General features: G+C 71.8%; 28 protein-coding genes. 14 read left to right on the top strand and 14 right to left on the bottom strand.

The annotated features are described in order from the left end of the window. Positions 1–18 precede the first annotated feature (18 nt). Entirely contained in the window at positions 19–615 is a 597-nt protein-coding gene (locus tag QRX60_RS48030; protein ID WP_285998132.1) for a class F sortase, read from the bottom strand. Between the two features lie 241 nt (positions 616–856). On the opposite strand from QRX60_RS48030, the gene QRX60_RS48025 reads away from it, so the two are divergent. Together QRX60_RS48025 and QRX60_RS48020 are read left to right on the top strand one after the other, a co-directional pair. Next, positions 857–1,804, top strand: coding sequence for a Ppx/GppA phosphatase family protein (locus QRX60_RS48025; protein ID WP_285998131.1), 948 nt, complete (start codon positions 857–859; stop codon positions 1,802–1,804). A gap of 40 nt (positions 1,805–1,844) precedes the next feature. After that, positions 1,845–2,027: a hypothetical protein gene (locus QRX60_RS48020; RefSeq protein WP_285998130.1), complete on the top strand. Its 183-nt coding sequence runs from the start codon at positions 1,845–1,847 to the stop codon at positions 2,025–2,027. On the opposite strand, the gene QRX60_RS48015 is transcribed toward QRX60_RS48020, so the two are convergent. From QRX60_RS48015 to QRX60_RS48005, 3 genes are read right to left on the bottom strand one after another with little or no spacing between them, the layout of a single operon-like run. Beyond that, positions 2,008–4,413, bottom strand: a complete 2,406-nt coding sequence (locus tag QRX60_RS48015) for a glycoside hydrolase family 65 protein (protein WP_285998129.1) — start codon at positions 4,411–4,413, stop codon at positions 2,008–2,010. The genes QRX60_RS48020 and QRX60_RS48015 overlap by 20 nt on opposite strands. Next, a complete protein-coding gene (locus QRX60_RS48010; protein ID WP_285998128.1) occupies positions 4,413–5,141 on the bottom strand; it encodes an HAD family hydrolase in 729 nt (242 codons plus the stop codon). Before QRX60_RS48010 ends, QRX60_RS48015 begins: the two co-directional genes overlap by 1 nt. A gap of 9 nt (positions 5,142–5,150) precedes the next feature. Next, positions 5,151–5,525 (bottom strand): ArsR/SmtB family transcription factor, encoded by a 375-nt coding sequence (locus QRX60_RS48005; RefSeq protein WP_285998127.1) that lies wholly within the window; start codon positions 5,523–5,525, stop codon positions 5,151–5,153. A 118-nt stretch (positions 5,526–5,643) separates the two neighbouring features. Between QRX60_RS48005 and QRX60_RS48000 the strand changes: the two genes are divergently transcribed. After that, on the top strand, positions 5,644–6,150 hold the full coding sequence (locus QRX60_RS48000) for a PaaI family thioesterase (RefSeq protein WP_285998126.1): 507 nt from the start codon (positions 5,644–5,646) through the stop codon (positions 6,148–6,150). On the opposite strand, the gene QRX60_RS47995 is transcribed toward QRX60_RS48000, so the two are convergent. Together QRX60_RS47995 and QRX60_RS47990 are read right to left on the bottom strand one after the other, a co-directional pair. Continuing rightward, on the bottom strand, positions 6,147–6,464 hold the full coding sequence (locus QRX60_RS47995; protein WP_285998125.1) for a nuclear transport factor 2 family protein: 318 nt from the start codon (positions 6,462–6,464) through the stop codon (positions 6,147–6,149). The two genes, QRX60_RS48000 and QRX60_RS47995, sit on opposite strands and share 4 nt — an antisense overlap. 50 nt (positions 6,465–6,514) lie before the next feature. Continuing rightward, positions 6,515–6,997, bottom strand: coding sequence for a MarR family winged helix-turn-helix transcriptional regulator (locus QRX60_RS47990; protein ID WP_285998124.1), 483 nt, complete (start codon positions 6,995–6,997; stop codon positions 6,515–6,517). On the opposite strand from QRX60_RS47990, the gene QRX60_RS47985 reads away from it, so the two are divergent. Next, entirely contained in the window at positions 6,996–7,457 is a 462-nt protein-coding gene (locus QRX60_RS47985; protein ID WP_285998123.1) for a pyridoxamine 5'-phosphate oxidase family protein, read from the top strand. The genes QRX60_RS47990 and QRX60_RS47985 overlap by 2 nt on opposite strands. Positions 7,458–7,547: 90 nt before the next feature. Here QRX60_RS47985 and QRX60_RS47980 read toward each other — a convergent pair whose 3' ends face one another. Continuing rightward, positions 7,548–8,705: an ROK family protein gene (locus QRX60_RS47980; RefSeq protein ID WP_408630189.1), complete on the bottom strand. Its 1,158-nt coding sequence runs from the start codon at positions 8,703–8,705 to the stop codon at positions 7,548–7,550. Positions 8,706–8,847: 142 nt separating this feature from the next. On the opposite strand from QRX60_RS47980, the gene QRX60_RS47975 reads away from it, so the two are divergent. Next, positions 8,848–9,591: a DUF427 domain-containing protein gene (locus tag QRX60_RS47975; RefSeq protein WP_285998121.1), complete on the top strand. Its 744-nt coding sequence runs from the start codon at positions 8,848–8,850 to the stop codon at positions 9,589–9,591. Between the two features lie 4 nt (positions 9,592–9,595). Here QRX60_RS47975 and QRX60_RS47970 read toward each other — a convergent pair whose 3' ends face one another. Both QRX60_RS47970 and QRX60_RS47965 read right to left on the bottom strand, forming a co-directional pair. Further along, on the bottom strand, positions 9,596–10,876 hold the full coding sequence (locus QRX60_RS47970; RefSeq protein ID WP_285998120.1) for a carotenoid oxygenase family protein: 1,281 nt from the start codon (positions 10,874–10,876) through the stop codon (positions 9,596–9,598). 1 nt (position 10,877) lies between these two features. After that, the gene (locus QRX60_RS47965; protein ID WP_285998119.1) at positions 10,878–11,471 is read right to left on the bottom strand and encodes a hypothetical protein; all 594 of its coding nucleotides are present in this window, start codon (positions 11,469–11,471) and stop codon (positions 10,878–10,880) included. Positions 11,472–11,528: 57 nt separating this feature from the next. On the opposite strand from QRX60_RS47965, the gene QRX60_RS47960 reads away from it, so the two are divergent. The 3 genes from QRX60_RS47960 (at position 11,529) to QRX60_RS47950 (ending at position 12,962) form a co-directional block, all read left to right on the top strand. Continuing rightward, positions 11,529–12,041: a PadR family transcriptional regulator gene (locus QRX60_RS47960; protein WP_285998118.1), complete on the top strand. Its 513-nt coding sequence runs from the start codon at positions 11,529–11,531 to the stop codon at positions 12,039–12,041. Between the two features lie 86 nt (positions 12,042–12,127). Next, positions 12,128–12,685 carry an RNA polymerase sigma factor SigC gene (sigC, locus tag QRX60_RS47955; protein WP_285998117.1) on the top strand — a complete coding sequence of 186 codons (558 nt, stop codon included), beginning with the start codon at positions 12,128–12,130 and terminating at the stop codon, positions 12,683–12,685. A 142-nt stretch (positions 12,686–12,827) separates the two neighbouring features. Then, positions 12,828–12,962 carry a hypothetical protein gene (locus QRX60_RS47950; RefSeq protein ID WP_285998116.1) on the top strand — a complete coding sequence of 45 codons (135 nt, stop codon included), beginning with the start codon at positions 12,828–12,830 and terminating at the stop codon, positions 12,960–12,962. A gap of 177 nt (positions 12,963–13,139) precedes the next feature. Here the strand turns inward: QRX60_RS47950 and mgrA are convergent, their stop codons facing one another. Further along, positions 13,140–14,168 (bottom strand): L-glyceraldehyde 3-phosphate reductase, encoded by a 1,029-nt coding sequence (gene mgrA, locus QRX60_RS47945; protein ID WP_285998115.1) that lies wholly within the window; start codon positions 14,166–14,168, stop codon positions 13,140–13,142. A gap of 78 nt (positions 14,169–14,246) precedes the next feature. Between mgrA and QRX60_RS47940 the strand changes: the two genes are divergently transcribed. Continuing rightward, positions 14,247–15,128, top strand: coding sequence for an AAA family ATPase (locus tag QRX60_RS47940; RefSeq protein ID WP_285998114.1), 882 nt, complete (start codon positions 14,247–14,249; stop codon positions 15,126–15,128). Next, on the top strand, positions 15,125–16,492 hold the full coding sequence (locus QRX60_RS47935; protein WP_285998113.1) for a vWA domain-containing protein: 1,368 nt from the start codon (positions 15,125–15,127) through the stop codon (positions 16,490–16,492). The genes QRX60_RS47940 and QRX60_RS47935 overlap by 4 nt, the downstream gene beginning before the upstream one ends. On the opposite strand, the gene add is transcribed toward QRX60_RS47935, so the two are convergent. Continuing rightward, a complete protein-coding gene (add, locus tag QRX60_RS47930; RefSeq protein WP_285998112.1) occupies positions 16,470–17,444 on the bottom strand; it encodes an adenosine deaminase in 975 nt (324 codons plus the stop codon). The genes QRX60_RS47935 and add overlap by 23 nt on opposite strands. Positions 17,445–17,615: 171 nt before the next feature. Between add and QRX60_RS47925 the strand changes: the two genes are divergently transcribed. Then, positions 17,616–17,834, top strand: a complete 219-nt coding sequence (locus tag QRX60_RS47925) for an antitoxin (protein WP_408630188.1) — start codon at positions 17,616–17,618, stop codon at positions 17,832–17,834. A 1-nt stretch (position 17,835) separates the two neighbouring features. On the opposite strand, the gene recQ is transcribed toward QRX60_RS47925, so the two are convergent. Next, the gene (gene recQ, locus QRX60_RS47920; RefSeq protein ID WP_285998110.1) at positions 17,836–19,671 is read right to left on the bottom strand and encodes a DNA helicase RecQ; all 1,836 of its coding nucleotides are present in this window, start codon (positions 19,669–19,671) and stop codon (positions 17,836–17,838) included. Between the two features lie 85 nt (positions 19,672–19,756). On the opposite strand from recQ, the gene QRX60_RS47915 reads away from it, so the two are divergent. Then, positions 19,757–20,197, top strand: coding sequence for a DUF6314 family protein (locus QRX60_RS47915; RefSeq protein WP_285998109.1), 441 nt, complete (start codon positions 19,757–19,759; stop codon positions 20,195–20,197). Here the strand turns inward: QRX60_RS47915 and QRX60_RS47910 are convergent. Together QRX60_RS47910 and QRX60_RS47905 are read right to left on the bottom strand one after the other, a co-directional pair. Continuing rightward, positions 20,178–21,071, bottom strand: coding sequence for an SDR family oxidoreductase (locus QRX60_RS47910; protein WP_285998108.1), 894 nt, complete (start codon positions 21,069–21,071; stop codon positions 20,178–20,180). The genes QRX60_RS47915 and QRX60_RS47910 overlap by 20 nt on opposite strands. A 20-nt stretch (positions 21,072–21,091) precedes the next feature. Continuing rightward, the gene (locus QRX60_RS47905) at positions 21,092–21,832 is read right to left on the bottom strand and encodes an SDR family oxidoreductase (RefSeq protein WP_285998107.1); all 741 of its coding nucleotides are present in this window, start codon (positions 21,830–21,832) and stop codon (positions 21,092–21,094) included. Positions 21,833–22,090: 258 nt separating this feature from the next. On the opposite strand from QRX60_RS47905, the gene QRX60_RS47900 reads away from it, so the two are divergent. Together QRX60_RS47900 and QRX60_RS47895 are read left to right on the top strand one after the other, a co-directional pair. Next, complete coding sequence (locus tag QRX60_RS47900; RefSeq protein ID WP_285998106.1) at positions 22,091–22,810, top strand: hypothetical protein; 720 nt, start codon at positions 22,091–22,093, stop codon at positions 22,808–22,810. A gap of 2 nt (positions 22,811–22,812) precedes the next feature. After that, a complete protein-coding gene (locus QRX60_RS47895; protein WP_285998105.1) occupies positions 22,813–23,343 on the top strand; it encodes a hypothetical protein in 531 nt (176 codons plus the stop codon). Positions 23,344–23,371: the final 28 nt, after the last annotated feature.

The following is a 23,371-nucleotide window of genomic DNA, read 5'->3' as shown; positions in this document are numbered from 1 at the left end:
GCCCGGCCCGAACCGTGGTCAGACCGGTACCGCGTAGACGGCGATCCGCGGGGAGTCGATCCCGTCGAGGTCGTGGGTCCCGTCGCTGGTGATCAGGCGCAGCTCGGGACCCGGGCCCTCCGGGGCGACGAGCGTGCTGTCCGGTGCGTCCGCGGGGAACGACGCGGTCCTGCGGACCGTGAAGCGGGCCTCGCGGCCCTCGTCGTTGCGCACGACGACCGCGGCGCCCGGCTCCAGCGTGCCGAGGCGGGCGAAGGCGCCGCTGGCGTAGCCGAAGCCGATGTGCCCGGACAGCACGGCGACGCCCGGGGCGCCGGGGGCCGGGCCGTCGGCGAACCAGCCGACGCCCAGCGCCGTGCCGGGCTGCTCCCGGCGGCCGCCGACGTGGCCGAGATCGACCAGGTGGTTCAGCGCGAGGCCCAGGTCGGGGATCACCAGCGCGGCCGGCTCGACACCGGCGCCGACGGTCACGGGCGGGTCCGCGGCCGCGCCGGGGCGGGCCGAGGCGCCCGGGGTGAGCACCGCCGTGACGCCGAGCAGGACGCAGCCGAGCCCGGCCACCACCGCGAGCACGGCGGCGGCCGGCCGCACGAGCGTCGAGTGCCGCTCTCCCACGTTTCCCTGCCGCACGCCGGTAAGTCGGGAGCGGGAGAGTGGGCGTTACCGAATCGTGTCCAGGGGTGGCGCGGTTCACTCGATCGGGTTATCGCACTGTGACCTTCGCGTCAATTGGGCACGTCTGGAGGGGGTAAAACCGTCAATCACCGGCAAATGTCGGCGGTTTCCGGCAGTATGGCGTGTTTCGACCTGTCGAACCGGGGATATCCACTCGTCCGGAAGTGAGGTGCGCCGAGTCGTGCGAAAAATCGAAGAGCCCGCGGTGGGCGTACTGGACGTCGGATCGTTCAGCGCCCGGCTCGTGGTGGTCCCGGTCGACGGCTCGCCCCGCGACCCGGTGCTGAACCACCAGACGCGGCTGCGCCTCGACCGCGAGCTCGACGACCGCGGCCGGCTCTCCGACCGCGGCACCGCCGCCGTCACGGCCGCCGTCGCCGCGGGCATGACCACCGCGTACCGCCACGGCGTGAGCGACATCTACCCGCTCGCGACGTCGTCGATCCGCGACGCCGCCAACGCGGCGGACGTCGTCCGGCACGTCGCCGGCGAAACCGGCGTCGAGCTGCGGTTCCTCTCCGGCCGCTGCGAGGCGGAACTGACCTACCTGGCCACCCGCCGCTGGTACGGCGCCGGGGCCGGGCCGCTGCTCGTGCTCGACATCGGCGGCGGCACGGTCGAGCTGGCCGCGGGCCGCGGCGACCAGGCCACCTTCGCGCGGTCGCTGCCGCTGGGCGCGCGGTCGATGACCCGGGACTGGCTGCCGGGCGAGCGCGTGTCGGCCAAGCAGGTCAAGGCGCTGCGCACGCACGCGCTCGACGTCGTGACCACCACGCTGGGGGCCGCGGACGTCGTCGACCCGCTGGTCGTCGGCTGTTCGAAGGTGCTGCAGCAGCTCGCGCGGCTGGCGGGTGCCCGCCCGAGCCGGTGCCGGGAGCTGCGGCTCGACGACCTGCGCTCCTGGATCCCGCGGCTCGCCGACCTGCCGCCGTCGAAGCGCGCGAAGCTGCCGGGCATCTCCCGCAGTCGCGCCCACCAGGCACTGGCCGGCGCGATCGTGGCGGAAGCGCTGCTGACGGTCGCGGGCGGCAAGGTCGCGATCTGCCCCTGGTCGACCCGCGACGGCCTGCTGCTGACCCTGCAGGACAAGGCGCGGGAGAAGGCCGGGAACAAGGTCGTGGCGGCCTGACCCCTGGCCGCGGCCGGGAAAACCGGGTATTCCGGAAGGTATGAGCCAGCAGCAGCACAGCCACGCCCGCGACGACGAGGACGACGAGCTCCCGAAGCTCCCGACGCCCGGTCAGCTCACCCACGACGTGCCCACCGCGCCCGACCCGGACGTGAACCCGGGTGGGACCGAAGAGGTTCCGGCCCCACCCGGGCGGGACGCCGTCAGCGACCTTCCAGGGTGACCGGGTTGGTCGGATCCGCGTACTGACGCACCTTCTCCGAGTCGCGCCGCATGGGGGCGCGGCCCGGGGGCTGGGCCGGCGGGTCGCCCGCGTCGATCTTCGGGATCGCGAACCGCTGCGGCTCGGCGGTGACCGTGACGCGCTCGCCGTGGTGCAGCACTTCCAGCTGCTCGCCGTCGAGCACGTGGTAGGTCGCCTGGTCGCGGTCGATCTCCACCTGGAACCGCGTGCCGCGGAACATCAGGCGGAAGGTCATCCGGTCCAGCTGCGGCGGTAGCCGCGGCGCGAACGCCAGTGTCGAACCGTGGTCGCGCAGGCCGCCGAAACCGGCCACGGCACCCTGCCACGCCCCGGCCAGCGACGCCATGTGCAGGCCGTTGCGCACGTTGTTGTGCACGTCGTGCAGGTCGGTCAGCGCGGCCTCGGCGAGGTAGTCGTAAGCCAGCTCGAGGTGCCCGACCTCGGCCGCGACCACCGCCTGCGTGCCCGCCGACAGCGAGGAGTCGCGCACGGTCCTCGCTTCGTAGTAGGCGAAGTTGCGGGCCTTCTCCTCCGGGCTGAACGAGTCGCCGCACAGGTACAGCGCCAGCACCAGGTCCGCCTGCTTCACGACCTGCTTGCGGTACAGGTCGAAGTACGGGAAGTGCAGCAGCAGCGGGTAGTGCGCCATGTCCGTGTGCTCGTAGTCCCACTCGTCGTGGTCGAGGAAGCCCTCCGACTGCGGGTGCACGCCGAGTTCTTCGTCGTAGGGCAGGAACATCGCCGCGGCGGCCGCGCGCCACGAGTCCAGCTCGACCGTGTCGACGCCGAACCGCGCCGCGACGTCCGGCTGGCGTTCGCACGACTCCGCCGCCGCCAGCAGGTTCCGCTTCGCCATCAGGTTCGTGTAGACGTTGTTGTCCGCCACCGCGGAGTACTCGTCCGGCCCGGTGACGCCGTCGATGCGGAACGCGCCGTGCCGGTCGTGGTGGCCCAGCGACGCCCACAGCCGCGCGGTTTCCAGCAGCAGCTCGGTGCCGAAGTCGCGTTCGAACTCGTCGTCGCCGGTCGCGTTCAGGTAGCGCAGCACGGCGTCGGCGATGTCCGCGCTGACGTGGAACGCGGCCGTGCCCGCCGGCCAGTACGCCGAGCACTCGGCGCCGTTGATCGACCGCCACGGGAAGGCCGCGCCGCGCAACCCCAGCTGGTGCGCGCGTTCCCGCGCCTTGTCCATTGTGGAGTGCCGCCAGCGCAGGGCGTCGCGCGCCGCGTCCGGCATCGAGTACGTGAGCACCGGCAGGACGAACGATTCGGTGTCCCAGAAGGCGTGCCCGTCGTAGCCCGGGCCGGTCAGCCCCTTGCCCGCGATCGCCCGGCTTTCGCCGCGGGCCCCGGCCTGCAGGAGGTGGAACAGCGCGAAGCGAACCGCTTGCTGCAGCTCGGGATCGCCCTCGATCTCGATGTCCGAGGTGGCCCAGAAGTCGTCGAGGAACTGGCGCTGCTCGGTCGCCAGGCCCTTCCAGCCGGTCTGGCGCGCGCCCGCCAGCGCGGCCTCGACCTGGGAGCGCAGCGCGGGCACCGACCGCTGCGCGGACCAGCCGTAGGCGAGGAACTTGGTGATGCGCAGCCGCCCGCCCTTCGGCACGTCGACCGCGACCGTGAGCCGCGCGAGGTCCTCTTCGGAGTGGATGCGGGCGCGGATCCCGTCGTCCACCTCGATCTTGTGGTCCATCGCGGCGGCCATCCGCAGGCCGGACCGGCGGGTCTGGTGCACCAGCACGGCGTTGTAGTCGGACGCGCGGTGGAACTCGCCGACCAGCGGCGAGTTCAGCGCGGCGGCCACCCGCGGGTCGCTCGTGTCGGACTCGATGGGCTCGTTGGCCAGCAGGTCGGACTGGACGACCAGCTGCAGGTCCTCGTCGAGCGGTTCGACCTCGTACCGGATCGCGGCGATCGCGCGCTGGGTGAACGACACCAGCCGCTCGGTGCGCACGCGGACCCGCCGCCCGGTCGGCGACGACCACTCGGTGCTGCGGCACAGCGTGCCCTTGCGGAAGTCGAGGACCCGGTCGTGCTTGGTGGCCGCGCCGTAGCGCATGTCGAGCGGCTCGTCCTCGACGAGCAACCGGATGATCTTGCCGTCGGTCACGTTGACGACGGTCTGGCCCTCTTCGGGGTAGCCGTAGCCCGCTTCGGCGTAGGGGAGCTCGTGCTGCTCGTAGAAGCCGTTGAGGTAGGTGCCGGGCAGCCCGCGCGGCTCGGCCTCCTCGAGCGTGCCGCGCAGCCCGATGTGCCCGTTCGACACGGCGAACGCCGATTCGGTGCGCTGCAGGGCGTCGACGTCCATGCCGCGCCACCGCAGCTCCCACGGCGCGCACTCGTAGCCGCGGGGTTCTTCTTCGGTCATCAATCCTCCAGGAGGTCGGCGAGGTCGTCGACGACGATGTCGGCCCCGTGTGCCCGAAGCTGGTCGGCCTGGTCCGCCCGGTTCACGCCCACGACGTAGCCGAAGCCGCCGGCCTTCCCGGCCTGGACGCCGGACTGGGCGTCCTCGAACACGGCCGCGTGCGCGGGTTCGACGCCGAGTGCCGCGGCGCCGGCCAGGAACGAGTCCGGCGCGGGCTTGCCCTTGAGGTTGCGCTCGCGGATGGTCAGGCCGTCGACGCGGGCTTCGACGTACTTGCTGAGGCCACCGGCGTCGAGCACCTTCGCGCCGTTCGCCGACGACGTCACGACTGCGATCCGCAGCCCGGCGGCCTTGACCGCGTCGAGGTAGCGGATCGAGCCGGGGTAGGGGTTCACGCCACGTTCGTCGATGATTTTCAGGACGAGCTCGTTCTTGCGGTTGCCGACGCCGTTGACGGTCGGGGCGTCCGGAGCGTCGTCGGGGGTGCCTTCGGGCAGCTCGATCCCGCGCGAGCGCAGGAATTCGCGGACCCCGTCGGCGCGCGGGCGGCCGTCCACATAGGTCGCGTAGTCCTGGTCGGTGAACTCGCGGTACTCGTCGCCGTCGCGGGCGCGAAGGAACTCGTCGAAAGTCTGCTTCCAGGCTTGGCTGTGGATAACCGCGGTGTCGGTCAACACTCCATCGAGGTCGAACAGGCAGGCGGTGATGGTTTCGGGCAGTCCCGTCATGCTCGCACGCTACCGGTCCTCGTCGGTCACGGGCTGTGCCGGGTGTGGTCGCACGCGGTGGATGAGCTCGTGCACGGTGGCGTCCGCGAGCCGGTAACGCACGACGCGCCCGGTGCGCTGCGTGGTGACCAGCCCGTGCGCGCGCAGCAGCCGCAGAGCCTGGGAAACCGCTGTGTCGGTCATGCCGGTGACCGCGGCGAGGTCGGAGACGCTGATCTCGCGGGCGTAGTGGATCGAGACCAGCAGGGCGAGCCGGGACGGGTCGGCGACGACGGAGAAGCGCTGGGCCCACTCGTCGATGACGGCGCGGTCGCCCAGGCCGTCGATCGCCGCGGCCACCCGTTCCGGGTCGATGAGCCTGCGGCCGGGGTCGTCGTTGTCCACCCCCGGATGATTTCACCCGGGCCGGGGCCACCGGTGGCCTGGGTCACGCCGCGCTTGACGCCGGCGGGTGCGCGGGCGAGGCTGCGATTAAGACAGTCGTCATAGTCGAGGAGCCGAGATGACCGACGTGGCCGCCGGAGCGCAGACCCGCTCGAAGACCATCACCTGGCAGGACCCGCTGCCGACCGCCCGCCTCGGTGCCACGATGACCGGGTTCGAGTACATGACGGCCATCGCGGAGGGGCGCGTGCCCGCGCCGCCGATCGCCGCGCACTTCGGGCTGCGCTGGGAGCACATCGGCCACGGCGAGGTCGTCGCCGTCGCCGAACCCGACGAGTCTTTGTACAACCCGATCGGGATGGTGCACGGCGGCGTCGCGGCCACCCTGCTGGACTCGGTGGTCGGCTGCGCGGTGCACACGACGCTGCCGGCCGGCGTCGGCTATTCGTCGGTGGAGCTGAAGGTGAGCTACCTGCGCGCCATCCACGCGGGCCGCGGCGAGATCCGGGCCACCGGCCGGGTCGTCAAGGAGGGCTCGCGGATCGCGTTCGCCGAAGGGGAGATCCGCGACGCCGAAGGCAAGCTGCTGGCGACGGCGTCGGGAACCTGCGTGATCACCCGCTAGGCGGGCTGCTTGACGTCCCAGTGCTCGACGAGCAGGCCGTCCTCGACGCGCAGGATGTCGACGACGGCCGTCCCGGCCACGTGCAGGTGCACCATGACGAAGTCGCCCTCGGCGACGATGTGCTTGATCTCCGCCGTCGCGCCGGCCAGTGGTGAGTTCTTGACGGCGTCGGCGAACGCGTCGCGGCCATTGGGCAGGCCGTGGCTGTGGGTGACGAAACCGGGGTGCAGCGCGGCCTTCGCGGCGTCGAAGTCCTTGTACACGAACAGGTTCTCCAGGCAGTCGACGACGATCATGCGGTTCGTTTCGCTCATGGGGTCATCGTCGGCTTCCCGGGCGCCGCGGTCGATTACGCCGGAGGTAATCACCGAGGGGGCCGGACCCGCCGGGCCCGGATCGCTTCGTCGCCGCCGAAGCGGCCGATGACCGCCGCCAGCAGGGCGCGGACGTCCTCGACGCGGGCGGCCCCGAACTCCGCCTCCAGTTCGTCCTGAAGTCCAGCTCTCAGTGCCCGGGTGGCTTCGACGGCCCGGTGCGCGTGCTCGGTGAGGTGCAGCAGCTTGGTGCGCGCGTCACCCGGATCCGGTGCGCGCCGCAGCAGCCCCCGGCGTTCGAGATCGGCGACGGCCTTCGACGCGGCCTGCTGCGTCACGCCCATCCGTTCGGCCAGCGCGGTGATGGACAGCGGTGCGGCCAGGACGTGCTGGATCACCACACCGTCGTTGAAGCGCAGGTTGCCGAAGCCTTGCGCGGTGAGCCGCCGCTGCACCTCGTCCGTCATCGCCCAGCCCGCGAAGAGGGCGGTGAGTGACAGGTCGAGGCCGTCCGGCGTAGGATGCACAACCATGGTTGTGGAATCTAGCAGGGTGCCGGCGGAACTGGCCGGAGCGTTCGTCCGTGTCGCGCACCGGATCGTGTGGTGCACGCTGGTGACCGTCGACCGCCGGGGGCGGCCACGGTCGCGGGTGGTCCACCCGATCTGGGAAACGGGTCCGGACGGCCTGACCGGGTGGCTGTTCACCCGGCCGACGCCGCTGAAGGTGGCCCATCTGGCAGCCTCGCCGTACGTGTCGTGCTCGTACTGGGACCCGCAGCACGAGGTGGCGGTGGCGGAGTGTCGGGCGGAGTTCGCCGACGACGAGGAGACGCGCCGGTCCCTGTGGGACCTGTTCGCGTCGACGCCGGAACCGCTGGGCTACGACCCGAAGATCCTGGGCGGCGAAGACCACCGCGACCCGAAGATCACGGTGCTGAAGCTGACCCCGTGGCGGGTCTCGACCGGCGGCGAAGCCTGGCGCGCGGCCTGATCTCGGCCCCGGCGCGGCCGTGAATGACTCATTCATGGCGTCCGACGACAGGAATGAGTCATTCACTACGTCCGAGCGAGCCGAAGCGGCCTAGGCGGCACCCACGCGGCGGTCGAAGACGAGGCCCTGGGCCGCCCGCAGCCCGACGCTGATCGCTCCCGTCAGCACCGCGTCCTCGCCCAGCTCGCCCTGGACCACCTTCGGCACCAACGGCGTGAACGCCCGCAGCGCGCGATCCAGCGGCTCGAGCAGCAGGTCCGCCGCCATGCCCATGCCGCCGCCCAGGACGATCAGCTCCGGATCGATCACCGCCGCCACCGAGGCCACCGTGTACGCCAGCCGGTCCGCTTCCGCCTCCAAGGCCTGCCGGGCGAGTTCGTCGCCTTCGCGGGCCAGGCGGAACACCTCGCGGGCCGACTTCGCCGTGCCCAGGCCGAGTTCGCGGGCGCCGCGGACCACCGACTGGGCCGCCGTCGCCTCTTCGAGGTGGCCGCGTGCGGGCGGGGACCCAGGGGAATCGGCCGCGCGCGTGCGGCCGTACGGCAGGTAGCCGATCTCGCCCGCCGCGCCCGTCGCGCCGCGGAACACCCGGCCGTCGACCATCATGCCCATCCCGACGCCCGTGCCGATCGTGATGCAGCCGAACACCGACGCGCCGCGCGCGGCGCCGCTTTCGCCCTCGCCGACCGCCGTCAGGTTCGCGTCGTTCTCCACCATCAGGTCGGGGCCCAGCGCGGCTTCGAGGTCGTCGATCAGCCCGGCCCGGCCCCAGCCCGGCAGGTTCGGCGCGTGCCGGAAGCAGCGCTTCTCCGGATCGGCGACGCCGGGGGAGCCGACCACGCGGACAACGATGTCGGACGGCGACAACCGGGCCTCCGCGACGGCCGAAGCCGCGATCTTCCCGACCGCCGCGACCAGGGCGGCGCCGGATCGCGCCGTGTTGCGCTCGTCGCGGCGCGCCACGATCGTGCGGCCGAGGTCCGACACCGCGACGCGGATGTGCTCGCGCCCGATGTCGACGCCCAGCACGTACCCCGCGGTCGGGTCGGCCTCGTACAGCACGGCCGAGCGGCCGGTGCCGGTGGAGGTGTGCCCGGTCGGGCGTGCCAGCCCGGCGGCTTCGAGCGCCAGCAGCGCCTGGCTGACCGTCGGCTTCGACAGCCCGGTGTCCTTCGCCACCTGCGGCCGGGTCGCCGGTCCGCTGCGGCGCAGCAGGTCCAGCACCGCCCGCTGGTTGATCTTGCGCATCCCGGCGGGGGTCCCGACCGTTGGAACATCTACGCCGGCCACCCGTGCCCGCCTCCTGTCGTCCTCGTGTTTCCCGCCACGCTAGCCGTCCGAGCCCCGGTTTCGCCGGAATACCCCCGCTTCGGGACCCGTTGACCGGGGCATGAGCACTCCGGTACGCGGCCGGGTCCGCGTGGCACAAGGCGCGAAACGGGTACGCGTGTTCCTCGGCGGGCAGGTCGTCGCGGACACGGTGCACCCCCTTCTGGTGTGGGAAGTCGTCCCGTACTACCCCACGTACTACTTCCCGCGCGCGGACGTCGTGAGCGGCGTTCTCGCCCCCTCCGGCCGGACGTCGCACTCGCCCAGCCGCGGAGAAGGTGTTCTGTCGACGATAAAGGTTGGCCGAGCCGAGGCGGTGGACGGCGCGCTGGAATACCCGGATTCGCCCATCGAGGAGCTCCGGGACCACGTCCGCTTCGACTTCGCCGCGTTCGACTGGTTCGAAGAGGACGAACAGATCTTCACGCACCCGCGCGACCCCGGCGTCCGCGTGGACATCCTGCCGAGCTCGCGGCACGTGCGGATCGAGGTCGACGGCGTCACCGTCGCCGACACCGTCCGGCCGCACCTGCTGTTCGAGACCGGCCTGCCGACCCGCTACTACCTACCCCGCGTCGACGTCCGGATGGACCTGCTGGAGAAGACGGACACCGTGACGCACTGCCCGTACAAGGGGGCCAGTGAGTACTTCTCGGTGGCCGGGCACGCGGACCTGGCCTGGAGCTACCCGACGCCGCTGCCGGAAAGCACCCGCGTCGCGGGTCTGGTGGCGTTCCTCGACGAGAAGGTCGACGTCTTCGTCGACGGCGTCCGGCAGGAGCGGCCGAAGACGAAGTTCGCCTGAGCGCTCACGCGTCCGGCAGCCAGTTCCCGTGGAAGCCCGCGGGAACCCGCTGCGGGAGGCGGACCGTGGCCACGGGCGCCGCGGCGACGTTCCCGGCGTCGAGCACGACGAGGTCGCTGTGGTCTTCCGCCGCGTCGTAGACGTAGGTGAGCAGCCAGCCTTCGCCGTGCTCCGCCGGGACGAACACCGCTTCGCCGGGCACGCGCCCTTCGCCGAAGGTGTGCTCGGTGCTGGTCCCCGCGTGCAGGTCGTAGCGGCGCAGGACGTCGTGGCCGGTGACGTGCCCGAAGCGCGCGTCGGACCCGGCGAGCCGGTCGTCGGTGCGGGGGAACTCGCCCGGCCGGTCGTCGAGCCGGTCCTCGGTCACCGTCCCGGCGACGGGATCGAGGGTCCACCGGTACAGGAACGCCGGCGGGTCGTCGTTGCCCGCCTGCCACTGGTGGTCGTAGCGCAGGACGTGCACGACGATCCGGCCGTCCGGGGTGTCGAACGCGTTGAGCGTGTGGAAGACGTAGCAGGGCTCGATCTCCAGCCAGCGGACCCCGGCTCCGGGCCGGTCGCGGCGCAGCACGCCGAGCCGGGCGCCGTAGCCCGCGTCCCAGCGGTAGGGCATGCCCTGGCCGACCGACGCCCGGTCGAACACGACCGGCAGGTCGTAGAAGACGGCGTGCTCCGCGGTGAGCGCGAAGTCGTGCATCATCGTCAGGCCCGGCACGTCGACGGGTTGCTTGACGACGAGCTTCCCGGCGGCGTCGGCGCGGTAGTAGCTCACGTGCGGCGCGGTGATGCTGCCGAAGCCGAAGAAGTGCAGTTCACCGGTCGTGGGGCAGATCTTCGGGTGCGCGGTCATCGAGTCGGTCAGTTCGCCGCCGAAGTCGTAGGCGCCGACGGTTTCGAGGTCGGTCGTGATCTCGTACGGCAGCGAGGATTCGACGAGGGCGAGCGTGCGGCCGGCGTGGTTCACCACGTGCGTGTTCGCGACGCTGGCGTGCAGGTTCCGCGAGCCGTCTTCGTTGTACAGCGCGAGATCCGGGTCGTCGAAGCTCTCGGTGCGCACCCACCGGTTGCGGTACCAGGCGGCGCGGCCGTTCTCGAGCCGGACGCCGTGGACCATGCCGTCGCCGGTGAACCAGTGCTTGCTGGCGTCGCGCGGGTTCGGGCCGTTGCGCAGGTACCAGCCGGTCAGCTCGGGCGGCAGGGCGCCGGTGACGGGGAGGTCGAACGCGGTCAGCTCGTCGTGGACCGGGGCGTAGACCCCGCTCAGGTGGAAGTCGCTGGTGGTCATCTCAGGCGGCCTTTTCGGCTCGGGCGCGGACGATGCGCGGGTAGCGGACGGTGAAGACGACGGGCACGGCGAAGCCGAGGACCTTGAGGGTGATGAGCGCGGCCGTCGCGTGCGGGGCGTAGTTCAGCAGCGCGATGCCGGCGAGGCCGGTGACGGTGAAGCTCGCGGCCCACACGAGCGTGATGATCGCGTTGACGCGCTTGAAGACCGGGTTGTCCCACAGCTGCGGCGGCGTCATCGTCCGCGCGATGCCGAGGGTGAACGGCTTTCCGATGGCGAGCGAGCCCCAGGCCGTGAGCGCCAGCCAGGCGTCGGTGAGCGCGCCGGTGTAGGTCTTCAGCGGCGACGCCGGGAACGTGAACGCGACGGCCGTGAGCAGGGCGAAGAAGGCGAGCGCGCTCCACTCGATGATGAGGGCGTCCGCCTTGCGGCCTTCGCGGCGGGCCAGGACGAGCAGGGCGGCCGAGAGGACGAGCCCGGTCAGGCCGGACCAGCGCCAGTCGAACTGTGTCGCGACCACGGCGAACGCGATCCACGGAAGGAAGCTCTTCAGGTAGTTCATGCCGGTCTCCCCCGGACGTTCCAACTGTGACATGTCGAAAGTAGAAGCTCCTAGCTAGACATGTCAAGAGTGGAATGCCAGACTGGGGGCATGAGCCTTCGACACGCGGTGCTCGGCATGCTGGCCGACGAGCCCGGAAGCGGCTACGACCTGCTCAAGCGGTTCGAGCGGGCGATGGCCAACGTCTGGCCCGCGACGCAGAGCCAGCTCTACGGCGAGCTCGGCAAGCTGGAGGCCGCGGGCATGATCCACGTCCTCGCCGAGGGCCCGCGCGGGCGCAAGGAGTACGAGATCACCGAGGCCGGGCTCGAGGAGCTGCGGCACTGGCTGGTCGACGTCGACCCGGGTGGCCCGCCCCGCAGCGCCGGCTTGCTGCGCGTGTACTTCCTCGGCTCGGTTTCACCGGCGCAGGCACGCGGCTACGTCGCGTCGATGGGGGAATCGGCGCGGGCGCGCGAAGAGCGGCTCGACGAGCTGGAGGGCTCGATCGACTGGGGCGACGACAACCAGTCGCTCTACGGCCGCCTGGTGCTCGAGTGGGGCAAACGCTTCTCCGCGATGCAGCGCGAGTGGGCGGACTGGGCGGTCGAGCAGATCGACTGAGGACCGTATAACGCCCTATATCGCGAGTCTCCCTCCAGCCGGACGGCGGAATCGCGAGGTTTGCCGTCACTGCTAAGTTCCGGATCATGACCCGCGGTGAAGACGACGAGCGCGTCACGGCCTTGGCGATGGCGGCCGGCCGCGGCGATCGGCGGGCCCTCGAAGACTGGGTCCGCGCGACGCAGGCCGACGTCTGGCGCTTCCTCGCCCACCTCACCGACGCGGCCGCGGCCGACGACCTGACGCAGGAGACCTACCTCCGCGCGTTCGGCAGCCTGCACCGCTTCGCCGGCCGTTCGTCGTCACGGACCTGGCTGCTGTCCATCGCGCGCCGGGTCGTCGTCGACCGGATCCGGGCCGCGGGCGCCCGTCCCAAGATCGCGGACACCGACTGGGAAGCCGCCGCCGAGCACACCCGCGACCCCGCGGCCGGCTTCGAGGAGCTCGTCGAGCTGGGCCTGCTGCTCGACGGCCTGGAGCCGGAGCGGCGCGAAGTCCTCGTGCTGACGCAGGTCCTCGGCCTGTCCTACGCCGAGGCCGCCGATGTCTGCGGCTGCCCGGTCGGCACCGTCCGCTCCCGCGTCGCCCGCGCCCGCGAGGACCTGATCCAGGCCTGCCGGGCCCGCGGTTCCGACGCGGGCTGACCCGGCACGGAGCCGGGCCCGCGAACGGGCAAGAGGGGCTGGGGACGCCGTCAGCCCTCGGCGGGTGAGCCGGGGCGCACTCCGGGGCCGTACCGCCGCGCCGGCCGCAGATCGTCCACTCGCAGACCGGTCGTGCGGCCGGGTGCGGGCCTGTTCCGCCGTCGACCCGAACGGCATCACCAGCAACTCGGTCGCGCCCGCGTCTTCCAGTGACTTCACCTGGCAGCGGACGGTTTCCTCGTCGCCGACGATCGCGCTGTCCGAGACGCGTCCGTAGCCCTCCCTGTCCAGAACGGACCGATAGGCGGGGACCTCCGCCGCCGTGCCGAGCGCGGGCAGCGCCGTCCGCGCGTCCCACCCACCGCACTGCGCCGGCCACAGCGTGCCGTAGCCGGGCTTCGCGTGCTTGCGCGGTCACGGCGGGACGCGCCGGGCGTCCCGCCGTCGTCCGTCCTCAGCCGTCCGAGGACCGCTTCCAGAGGTTGATGTCCGCGTCGGTGGCGTGGCCGTCGATCTCGGTCAGCTCCTCGGAGCCGAAGTCGAGGTTGCCGAGCGCGCCGACGTTGTCTTCGAGCTGCTGGACGCTGCTCGCGCCGATCAGCACCGACGTCACCCGGCTGTCGCGCAACGCCCAGGCCAGGGCCAGCTGCGCCAGCGACTGCCCGCGGCGGCCGGCGATCTCGTTGAGCGCCCGGACGCGGCCCAGCCGGTTCTCGTCGAGGGTGCCCGGGTCGAGCGACTTGCCCTGCGCCGCCCGCGAATCCGAGGGGACGCCCTTCAGGTACTTGTCCGTCAGGAGCCCCTGCGCCAGCGGGGAGAACGCGATGCAGCCCGCGCCCACCTCCTCGAGGGTGTCCAGGAGGCCGTCCTCCTCGATCCAGCGGTTCAGCATCGAGTACGACGGCTGGTGGATCAGCAGCGGCGTGCCGAGCTCGCGCAGCAGCCGAGCCGCCTCCGCGGTCCGCTCGGAGTTGTACGACGAAATCCCGACGTAAAGCGCTTTCCCGGCCCGGACCGCGGAGTCGAGCGCGCCGACGGTCTCCTCCAGCGGCGTCTCGGGGTCGAACCGGTGCGAGTAGAAGATGTCGACGTAGTCCAGGCCCATGCGGCCGAGCGACTGGTCCAGTGAGGACAGCAGGTACTTGCGGGAGCCCCACTCGCCGTACGGGCCGGGCCACATGTCGTAGCCCGCCTTGGTGGAGATCACCAGCTCGTCGCGGTACGGCTTGAAGTCGGTGGCCAGCAGCCGCCCGAAGTTCTCCTCCGCCGAGCCGTAGGGTGGGCCGTAGTTGTTGGCCAGGTCGAAGTGCGTGATGCCCAGGTCGAACGCGCGCCGGGTGATGTCGCGCTGGGTCTGCAGGGGCTTGTCGTGGCCGAAGTTGTGCCACAGCCCGAGCGAGATCGCGGGCAGCTTGAGCCCGGACCGCCCGCAGCGCCGGTAGGGGATCGATTCGTATCGGCCGGAAGCCGCAACGTAGGTCACGTGGCCGATGCTAACTCCCTTCGACGTACTCGGCGGTCCGGTAGAGTCCGGGGTGAGCGACCGCTTAGGAGGCCACTGGTGGGCACCGGATTCTTCACCTCCGTCGACGACGTGTCGGCGAAACTGGCCGAGGCCGGCTACCTGGCGTCCACGGCCGTGGCGACCACGGTGTTCCTGGCCGACCGGCTCGGCAAGCCGCTGCTGGTCGAGGGGCCCGCCGGCGTCGGCAAGACCGAGCTCGCCAAGGCCGTCGCGCAGGTCAGCGGCTCGCGGCTGGTGCGCCTGCAGTGCTACGAGGGCATCGACGAGGCCCGCGCGCTGTACGAGTGGAACCACGCGAAGCAGCTGCTGCGGATCACCGCCGGCCGCGACGAGACGTGGGAGGACGCCCGCACCGACATCTTCGGCGAGGAGTTCCTGTTGCGCCGCCCGCTGCTCACCGCGATCTCCTCCGACGAGCCGACCGTGCTGCTCATCGACGAGACCGACAAGGCCGACATGGAGGTCGAGGGCCTCCTGCTGGAGGTGCTCGGCGACTTCCAGGTGACCGTGCCGGAGCTGGGCACGATCACCGCGGCGCGCGCGCCGTTCGCCGTGCTGACCTCCAACGCGACGCGCGAGCTGTCCGAGGCCCTGCGCCGCCGGTGCCTGTTCCTGCACATCGACTTCCCGGACGAGGAGCTGGAACGCGACATCGTCCGGCTCAAGGTGCCGGGGATCGACGCCGCCCTCGCGGATTCCGTCGTCCGGGTGATCGCCGCCCTGCGCGCGATGGACCTGCGCAAGCTGCCGTCGGTCGCCGAGACCATCGACTGGGCGCGCACGCTGCTCGCGCTCGGCGCGTCGACGCTGGACGAGCAGGTCGTGCGGGAGAGCCTCGGGGTCGTGCTCAAGCACCAGGACGACATCGCCAAGGCCGGCGCCGGCCTGAAGCTCGAACAGGTCCTGGACGCGTCGTGACCGGCGGCGTGCCGGATCGGCTCGCGTCGTTCGTGCGGGCACTTCGGGCCCAGGGCATCCCGGCCGGACCCGCCGAGACCGTCGACGCCGCGGCCGCGCTGGAAGTCCTCGGCATGGACGACCGCTCGCTCGTCCGGGAGGGCCTGGCCACGGCCCTGGTGCGCCGCGGTGGGCAGCGCGCGGTGTTCGACGCCGCGTTCGACCTGTACTTCCCGGCGGGGATCGGTACGCCGGAACGGGCCCGCGAAGACCAGCCGTCGACGCTGGAGGAGCTGCGCGAGGAGCTCGCCGCCGCGCTCGCGGACGGTGACCGGCAGGCGCTGGCGCAGCTCGCCGGGCTCGCGGTGGACATGCTCGGCCAGTACGGCTCGGCGTCGGGTCCCGGCGGCGGGTTTTCGGCCCACCAGACGCTGGAGCGGCTCCAGCCGCAGACGCTGATCGCGCGGGTGCTGGCCGCGGTGCGGGGCGGCGGCGCGCGCGGCGAGTTCACCGACCGGCTCGACCGCGACGAGATCCGCCGCCGCGTCGAAGGCTTCCGCGGCCAGGTCCGCACCGAGGCACGCCGCCGCGCGGCCGAGGTCCGCGGCCGCGAGCGCGTGGCCAAGCACGCCATCGCGCCCGCACCCGACCGCGTCGACTTCCTCATCGCCAGCCGGAACCAGCTCGCCGAGTTGCGGCGCACGATCCAGCCGTTGTCCCGCAAGCTCGCGACCCGCCTCGCCGCCCGCCGCAAGCGCACCACCCGCGGGCAGATCGACCTGCGCCGCACGCTGCGGCGGTCCCTCTCGACCGGCGGGGTGCCGCTGCGCCCGGCCTACCGCCACCGGCGGCCCGGTCGGCCGGAAATCGTGCTGCTGTGCGATCTTTCCGGCTCGGTGGCGGGTTTCGCGAACTTCACCATGCTGCTGGTCCAGGCCCTGCGCGACCAGTTCAGCAAGATCCGCGTGTTCGCGTTCGTCGACAGCGCCGACGAGGTCACCCACCTGGTCACCGGCGGCGCGGCCGACCCCGAGCACCTGGGGGCGCGCATGCTGTCCGAAGCCGCGCTGGTGCGCTGGGACGGCCACAGCGACTACGGCGGCTCACTGCGCCAGTTCACGGCCAACTGGCTCGACGCGGTCGGCCCGCGCACGTCGGTGCTGATCCTCGGCGACGCCCGCACCAACGGCGGCGACCCGAACCTCGACGCCGTCCGCGAGATCAAGGCCCGCGCCCGGCACGTCTACTGGCTGAACCCGGAGCGGCGGTCGCTGTGGTCGACCGGCGACTCGGCGGCGCTGGAGTACGCCGACGTCGTCGAGATGCACGAGTGCCGCACGGTGCACCAGCTCGGCGCGCTGGTCACCCGCCTGCTGCCGGTGTGAGCCACGCGTCGATGTCGCGCAGCATCCGCGTCTTGGTCCCTTCGGGAGCGAAGGACGCGGTGACGCTCGCCCGCGCGAAGTCCGCCAGCACCGCGTCGTCGTAGCCGAAAGCGTCCCGGACGCGGGCGTACTCCCCGGCCAGGTTCGCGCCGGTGACGGACGGGACGTCGGTGTTGAGCGTGACCGTCAGCCCGGCGTCGACGAGCCGGGGGAGCGGGTGCCCGGGCAGGGACGGCACCAGCCCGAGCGTCACGTTCGACGACGGGCACACCTCCAGCGCGAGACCCCGCTCGCGGACCTCGGCGACCAGCTCGGGGTCGTCGAGGACGCGGATGCCGTGGCCCAGCCGTTCGGTGCGGCCGACTTCCAGTGCCTCGCGGATGCTGTCCGGACCGGCGTCCTCACCGGTGTGGTGCAGCAGGTGGAGGCCGGCCGCGCGCGCCTTCTCGAAGACTGTCGCGAAAGGACGGAGCGAGTGGTTTTCCTCGCCGGCCATGCCGATCGCGAAGACGTCGTCGTACTTCGACGCGAGGTCGAGGGTGCGCTCGGCGCGTTCGACCGAACGGCGTCGCGAGTGGTCCAGCAGCAGCCGCCACTCGATGGCGCCGCTGCTGTGGAGTCCTTTGAGGACGGACGCGAGTGGCATCTCCAGATCGCCCAGGCGCTCCCCGTGCGAGGCCGCGGTGAACGTGACCTCCGCGTAGCGCGTGCCCTGGGCGGCTTCGTCTTCGCAGTACTCGCGGGCGACGCGCTCGAAGTCTTCGGGGCGGCGGAGGCAGGCCCGGACGAGCGTGTTGTAGTCGGCGAAGGCGCGGAAGCCGTCGAACACCGGGGGCTCGGCCGGGACGTCGACGCCGTTGGCTTCGCCCAGCTCGCGCAGCGTGTCCGGCCGGATGGTGCTCTCCAGGTGGACGTGCAGGTGGGCCTTCGGCAGGGTGGCCAGGTCGCGCATGATCACGAGCCTAGGGCCGCCTTGCGGGGGTCCGCTCGGCCTTTTCGGGCCGGTGACGGTCCGTCACGCTCTGCTCGGAGGTTTGGCGGTCGTCACACGGGGAACCTTCGGGTGGTTCGTCCGCGTTGTCAGGATGACCGAACCCGATGAGGGAGGACCACCGTGCCGTTGATGCGCAGACTGACCATGTTGGCCGGGGCCGCGGGCGCGGCCCGCGCCTACGCCAAGAAGAACCCCGAAAAGGTGAACCAGTACGTCGGCAAGGCCGCCAAGTTCGTCGACGACCGGACCAAGGGCAAGTACCACGACCGGATCGCCGGTGCGGTCCGCAAGGTCAACTCCGTGACCGGGCCGGACGGCCGGCCGGGACCCGGGCCGGCCGCCCGCTAGCTCACCCGGCGGTCAGGACCTCGAGGACACCCTCGCCGTACTTGGCGAGCTTGTTCTCGCCGACGCCGCTGACCGTGCCCAGGTCGGCCAGTGAAGACGGCCGTTGCGTGGCGATCTGGCGCAGGGTCGCGTCGTGGAAGATGACGTACGCGGGTACGCCCTGTTCCTTCGCGACGCCGGCCCGCCAGGCACGCAGGCGTTCGAACAGGGGAGCCGCCTCCGCGGGCAAATCCGCCGCGGGGGCGGCTTTCCGCGTGCCGCGGACCTTCGCGGCCGCCGCGCGCTCCGGCTCGCGGCGCAGCATCACCTGGCGATCACCGCCCAGCACTTCGGCGCTGGCCTCGGTGAGCACGAGCGAGCCGTAGTCGCCTTCGACCGCGAGCAGGCCCTGGGCCAGCAGCTGTCGCACCACCGCGCGCCACTCCGGCTCGCGCAGCTCGGTGCCGATGCCGAACGTCTTGAGCGTGTCGTGCTGGAACTGCGTGACCTTCGGCGTGGACTTGCCGAGCAGGATGTCGATCACCTGCCCGGCGCCGAACTTCTGCCGCCGTTCGTTGCGCAGCCGCACGATCGTCGACAGCAGCTTCTGAGCCGGGATCGTGCCGTCGAACTTCTCCGGCGGGCTCAGGCACGTGTCGCAGTTGCCGCACGGCTCGGCCTTCTGCCCGAAGTAGTTGAGGATCTGCACGCGCCGGCATTCCACCGTCTCGCACAGCGCGAGCATCGCGTTCAGGTGCGCGCCCAGCCGGCGCCGGTGCGCGTCGTCGCCCTCGGACGTGTCGATCATCTTGCGTTGCTGCACGACGTCCTGCAGCCCGTACGCGAGCCAGGCGGTGGACGGCAGGCCGTCGCGCCCCGCCCGGCCGGTCTCCTGGTAGTAGCCCTCGACGGACTTCGGCAGGTCGAGGTGCGCGACGAACCGGACGTCCGGCTTGTCGATGCCCATGCCGAACGCGATCGTGGCGACCACGATCAGGCCGTCCTCGCGCAGGAATCGCGACTGGTGCTTCGCGCGGGTGCGCGCGTCGAGGCCCGCGTGGTACGGCACCGCCGGGATCCCGTTCTGCACCAGGAACTCCGCGGTCTTCTCGACCGAGTTCCGGGACAGGCAGTAGACGATCCCCGCGTCGCCCTGGTGTTCGGTGCGCAGCAGCTCCAGCAGCTGCCGCTGCGGCGAGTTCTTGCCGACGATCCGGTACTGGATGTTCGGCCGGTCGAAGCTCGCGACGAAGTGGCGGGCCTCGTCGAGGTTCAGCCGGGCCGCGATCTCTTTGTGCGTGGCCTCGGTCGCGGTGGCGGTCAGCGCGATCCGCGGCACGTCCGGCCAGCGCTCGTGCAGCGCGGAGAGCTGGAGGTAGTCGGGCCGGAAGTCGTGGCCCCACTGGGCGACGCAGTGCGCCTCGTCGATCGCGAACAGCGAGATCTTGCCGCGGTCGAGCAGCCGCACGGTGGACTCGACCGAAAGCCGTTCCGGCGCCAGGTAGAGCAGGTCGAGTTCGCCCGACAGGAACGCCGACTCGACCTCCTGGCGGGCCGCGTAGTCCTGCGTGGAGTTGAGGAAACCGGCGCGGACCCCGGCGTTGCGCAGGGCGTCGACCTGGTCCTGCATCAGCGCGATCAGCGGCGAGACCACCACGCCCACCCCCGGCCGCACCAGCGCGGGGATCTGGTAGCACAACGACTTCCCGCCACCGGTGGGCATCAGCACGAGCGCGTCGCCACCGGCGATCACGTGCTCGACGATCGCCGCCTGGTCGCCGCGGAAGCTGTCGTAGCCGAACACGCGCCGGAGAGTCTCCAGCGCGTCGGACACGGTCGCGAGTTCGGTCTCTGCCACGCGGCCGAGTCTAGAGCCGGGGTCCGACAACTTCCGGCCGCCCTCTCCGGCGTGCCGCCGCCGCACCGGTGCGACACTGGTCGTGATGGACGAATACTTTCCGGTTCCGGACCTCGCCGCGCATTTCGGCGGCGAGTGGCGACTCGACCGCGAAATCCTCACCGCCGACGGCGATCCGGCGGGCGAGGTGACCGGTACGGCCACCTTCACCGAGGAGGACGGCGTCCTCGTCTACCGCGAAGCCGGCGAGATGCGGCTCGGCACGTACACCGGCCCGGTGACGCGCACGCTCCACTACCGGCCGACCGCCCCCGGCCGCGCCGACGTCCACTTCGACCACGGCGGGTTCTTCCACGCGCTCGACCTGCGCGCCGGCCACTGGGAGACGGACCACCCCTGCCGCGACGACCTCTACCGCGGGAGCTACCGCGTGCTCGACGCGCGGCGCTGGCGGCAGGAGTGGGCGGTCCGCGGCCCGGCCAAGGACCACGTGATCGTCACGCGGTTCAGCCGCCCGCCGGACTGAGCAGGTCGCCCAGGTCGATCCGGCGCAGGAACTCGCTCCGGATCCGGTCGCCGACCTCCGCGACCAGCCACCCGCCGTCGTCGGCCGGGTCGATGTGCACGCGGAACGGCCGCTCGCCCTTCGGCAGGCCGACCACGCGCGCCAGCTCTTCGGCCACCTTCGCGACGTCCGCGCCGGGCGGGGTGATCTCGGCCAGCTTCCGCCCGACGTGGTCGCCCAGGCCGGCGTACCGCTCTTCGTAGGCGGCTTCGACGGCCTGGTCGGCCGGGCGCCCGGCGTGCGGGAAGTGGTTGGTGCCCGCGGTGAACGCGCCCGGCACCACGATCGTGGTGTCGATGCCGAACCGGGCGAGCTCGGCGGCGTAACTGACCGCGAGGCTGTCCATCGCCGCTTTCGCCGCGAAGTACGGCGCGAGGTAGGGCGGGGTGCCGCCGCGGACGCTGCTGCTCGACACCCACACCAGCAGCCCGTCGCGTTGCGCGCGCAGGTGCGGCAGGGCGGCCCGGTTGACGCGCTGGGCGCCGATCGCGTTGGTGTCGTACAGCTCGGCGAGCTGCTCCGGGGTGAACGCCTCGGCCGGGCCGAGCGCCATGTGCCCGGCGTTGTGCACGACGACGTCCAGCCGGCCCTGCTCGGCGACGATCGAGCCGATCGCCGCGTCCGCCGAATCCTGGCCGGAAACGTCGAGTTCGACGGTGCGCAGGTCCACGCCGTGCTCTTTCGCGAACTCCGCCGCCGCTTCGACCTGGGGTGCGTTGCGGCCGCCGGTGTCGCGCATGCCCGCGTAGACCGTGTGGCCGGCGCGGGCCAGCGCCCGGGCGGAGAGGGCGCCGATCCCGCTGGAGGCGCCGGTGACGACGATGATCTTCGACATGGGAGGTCCTCCTGGCCGGCTCAGACGATTCCGCCGTTGGCGCGCAGCACCTGGCCGTTGACCCAGCGGGCCGGGCCGGCGAGGAACGCGACGACCTCGGCGATGTCCTCGGGCTGGCCGAGGCGCTCGAGCGGCGGCTGCTTGGCCATCCGGTCGATCGTCTCCTCGTCCTTGCCGTCGAGGAACAGCGCGGTCGCCGTCGGGCCCGGCGCGACGGTGTTGACCGTGATGTCGCGGCCGCGCAGCTCGCGCGCCAGGATCATGGTGATCGCCTCGACCGCGCCCTTGGTCGCGTTGTAGATGCCGTAGCCGGGCAGGTTCAGCCCGAGCACCGATGTCGAGGTGGTGATCACCGCGCCGCCTTCGCGCACCCGCCGCGCCGCCTGCTGGGCCACCGCGAAGGTGCCGCGGATGTTGGTGCGGTGCACCCGGTCGAGGACCTCGAAGTCGATGTCGGCGATCGGCGTCGGCGCGTTCATGACGCCGGCCAGGTGGGCGACGACGTCGACGCCACCGAACGTGGCCTCCGCGGTGTCGAACAGCTCCGCGACCGCGGCCGGGTCGGCCACGTCGGCGCGGACGGCGATCGCCTGCCCGCCCCGTTCGGTGATGGCGTCGACAGCGGCCTGCGCCTCCTTCTCGTTGCCGGCGTAGTTGACGACGACCGCCATGCCGTCGGCGGCCAGGCGCTCGGCGACCTGGCGGCCGATGCCGCGGGAGCCGCCGGTGACGATCGCGACGCGGGTTCCGGGGGTGCTCATGCTTCCTTCTTCCGTCAGGGCGGTGGGTGTATCACCGCTTCCGTCGTTGTGTTACCGACGATAGCACTGTGATGGTAACAGCGCTAGTCTCCTGCTGTTATCGTCGTTACACCCGGATGAGCGGCTCGGCATCCGGCCGTATCCGCGCCGCCGGTCGGCCGAATCGCGGGGCCAAGCACGTCCCGCCGGGTTTCGGAGTCCCGGCAGCGGGAATACCGGACGCATCGGGGGCGACATCCGTGAAGGAGTGTTTTTGCAATGCCCACATGGCTGATCGTCGTGATCGTCGTCGTGGCCGTCGCGGTGCTCGGCGCCGTGATTTGGCTTGTGTCCCAAGAGATGCAGCGAAAACGCCTGCAGCAGCGGTTCGGCCCGGAGTACGACCGGACGGTCGAAGAGAGCGACAACCCGCGTGCCGCGCAGCGTGAACTCGCCGAGCGGGAGCGCCGCCACAAGGAGCTCGACATCCGCCCGCTGTCGGCGTCGGCGCGGGAGCGCTACGCCCGGGAATGGGCGCAGGTGCAGGAAAAGTTCGTCGACGAGCCGTCCACCGCGGTCGCCGAAGCCGACCACCTCCTCGTGGCGCTGATGGGCGAACGCGGTTACCCCACCGAGGGGTACGAGCAGCAGCTGGCCGATCTTTCCGTGCGGCACGCCAAGACCCTCGAGAACTACCGCGCGGCGCACACCACGCAGCAGAAGAGCGACGGAGTGTCCACTGAGGACCTTCGCGACGCGATGGTGCGCTACCGCACCGTTTTCGAGGACCTGCTGACCGACGGCGCCGACGACGACCGGCACGACCACCACGAGCGTCGCAACGGGCACGAGCGCAACGGGCACGACCGCGACCGCACCGAGCAGCGCGACGCCGAAACCCGCGACGCCGAAACCCGCGACGACGACCGTCACGAGACCGCACAGAACGAGCGCCAGGCGTCCGCGCAGCCGCGGACCGAGTGGAACGGAGGACGCTGACCATGACCGAGCACCTGACCCGGCACAGCACCGAACACGACGACGGCTTCACCGGGCGTGAGGAGGTCCGCGAGCCGGGTGACCTCGGCGCCGACGCAGGACGCCCCGGCCAGGACCGGGCCGACTTCCGCGAGCCGGGCACCGGCGAGGACCGCGGCGACGGCCAGAGCCTGAGCACCGCCGACCTGGCCTCGGCTTCGACGCGCTCCGTGACCACGGACGCCGGCCCGGGCACCACTCCCGCCGCTTCGGGCGGCGACGTGGAGGCGCCGCCGTTGATCGACGAGGAGAAGGTCACCGGCTTCCGGGACCGCTGGCAGAACATCCAGACCGGGTTCGTCGACGACCCGCAGCAGTCGGTCCGCGAGGCCGACGAGCTGGTCGCCGCCGTGATCAGCGCGCTGGCCACCACCTTCGCCGAGCACAAGGGCGAGCTGGAAGGCCAGTGGCAGCACGGCGAACCGGCCACCGAGGACCTGCGCGTCGCGCTGCGCCGCTACCGTTCGTTCTTCGACCAGCTGCTGCCGCGGTAGCCGAACCCGTTTGCCGGCGGGCATTATC

Source organism: Amycolatopsis mongoliensis, from assembly GCF_030285665.1.
In the GTDB taxonomy this organism is placed as follows: domain Bacteria; phylum Actinomycetota; class Actinomycetes; order Mycobacteriales; family Pseudonocardiaceae; genus Amycolatopsis; species Amycolatopsis mongoliensis.
Note: the sequence above shows the minus strand (reverse complement) of the source record. Positions and strands in the feature narration are given on the sequence as shown.

Coding starts and splice junctions, on each gene's coding strand:
- QRX60_RS48020 (WP_285998130.1), top strand. CDS start 1,845: ATGAGCCAGCAGCAGCACAGCCACGCCCGCGACGACGAGGACGACGAG.
- QRX60_RS48015 (WP_285998129.1), bottom strand. CDS start 4,413: ATGACCGAAGAAGAACCCCGCGGCTACGAGTGCGCGCCGTGGGAGCTG.
- QRX60_RS48010 (WP_285998128.1), bottom strand. CDS start 5,141: ATGACGGGACTGCCCGAAACCATCACCGCCTGCCTGTTCGACCTCGAT.
- QRX60_RS48000 (WP_285998126.1), top strand. CDS start 5,644: ATGACCGACGTGGCCGCCGGAGCGCAGACCCGCTCGAAGACCATCACC.
- QRX60_RS47995 (WP_285998125.1), bottom strand. CDS start 6,464: ATGAGCGAAACGAACCGCATGATCGTCGTCGACTGCCTGGAGAACCTG.
- QRX60_RS47985 (WP_285998123.1), top strand. CDS start 6,996: ATGGTTGTGGAATCTAGCAGGGTGCCGGCGGAACTGGCCGGAGCGTTC.
- QRX60_RS47990 (WP_285998124.1), bottom strand. CDS start 6,997: ATGGTTGTGCATCCTACGCCGGACGGCCTCGACCTGTCACTCACCGCC.
- QRX60_RS47980 (WP_408630189.1), bottom strand. CDS start 8,705: ATGCGCAAGATCAACCAGCGGGCGGTGCTGGACCTGCTGCGCCGCAGC.
- QRX60_RS47975 (WP_285998121.1), top strand. CDS start 8,848: ATGAGCACTCCGGTACGCGGCCGGGTCCGCGTGGCACAAGGCGCGAAA.
- QRX60_RS47970 (WP_285998120.1), bottom strand. CDS start 10,876: ATGACCACCAGCGACTTCCACCTGAGCGGGGTCTACGCCCCGGTCCAC.
- QRX60_RS47965 (WP_285998119.1), bottom strand. CDS start 11,471: ATGTCACAGTTGGAACGTCCGGGGGAGACCGGCATGAACTACCTGAAG.
- QRX60_RS47960 (WP_285998118.1), top strand. CDS start 11,529: ATGAGCCTTCGACACGCGGTGCTCGGCATGCTGGCCGACGAGCCCGGA.
- sigC (WP_285998117.1), top strand. CDS start 12,128: ATGACCCGCGGTGAAGACGACGAGCGCGTCACGGCCTTGGCGATGGCG.
- add (WP_285998112.1), bottom strand. CDS start 17,444: ATGCGCGACCTGGCCACCCTGCCGAAGGCCCACCTGCACGTCCACCTG.
- QRX60_RS47925 (WP_408630188.1), top strand. CDS start 17,616: ATGCGCAGACTGACCATGTTGGCCGGGGCCGCGGGCGCGGCCCGCGCC.
- QRX60_RS47915 (WP_285998109.1), top strand. CDS start 19,757: ATGGACGAATACTTTCCGGTTCCGGACCTCGCCGCGCATTTCGGCGGC.
- QRX60_RS47910 (WP_285998108.1), bottom strand. CDS start 21,071: ATGTCGAAGATCATCGTCGTCACCGGCGCCTCCAGCGGGATCGGCGCC.
- QRX60_RS47905 (WP_285998107.1), bottom strand. CDS start 21,832: ATGAGCACCCCCGGAACCCGCGTCGCGATCGTCACCGGCGGCTCCCGC.
- QRX60_RS47900 (WP_285998106.1), top strand. CDS start 22,091: ATGCCCACATGGCTGATCGTCGTGATCGTCGTCGTGGCCGTCGCGGTG.
- QRX60_RS47895 (WP_285998105.1), top strand. CDS start 22,813: ATGACCGAGCACCTGACCCGGCACAGCACCGAACACGACGACGGCTTC.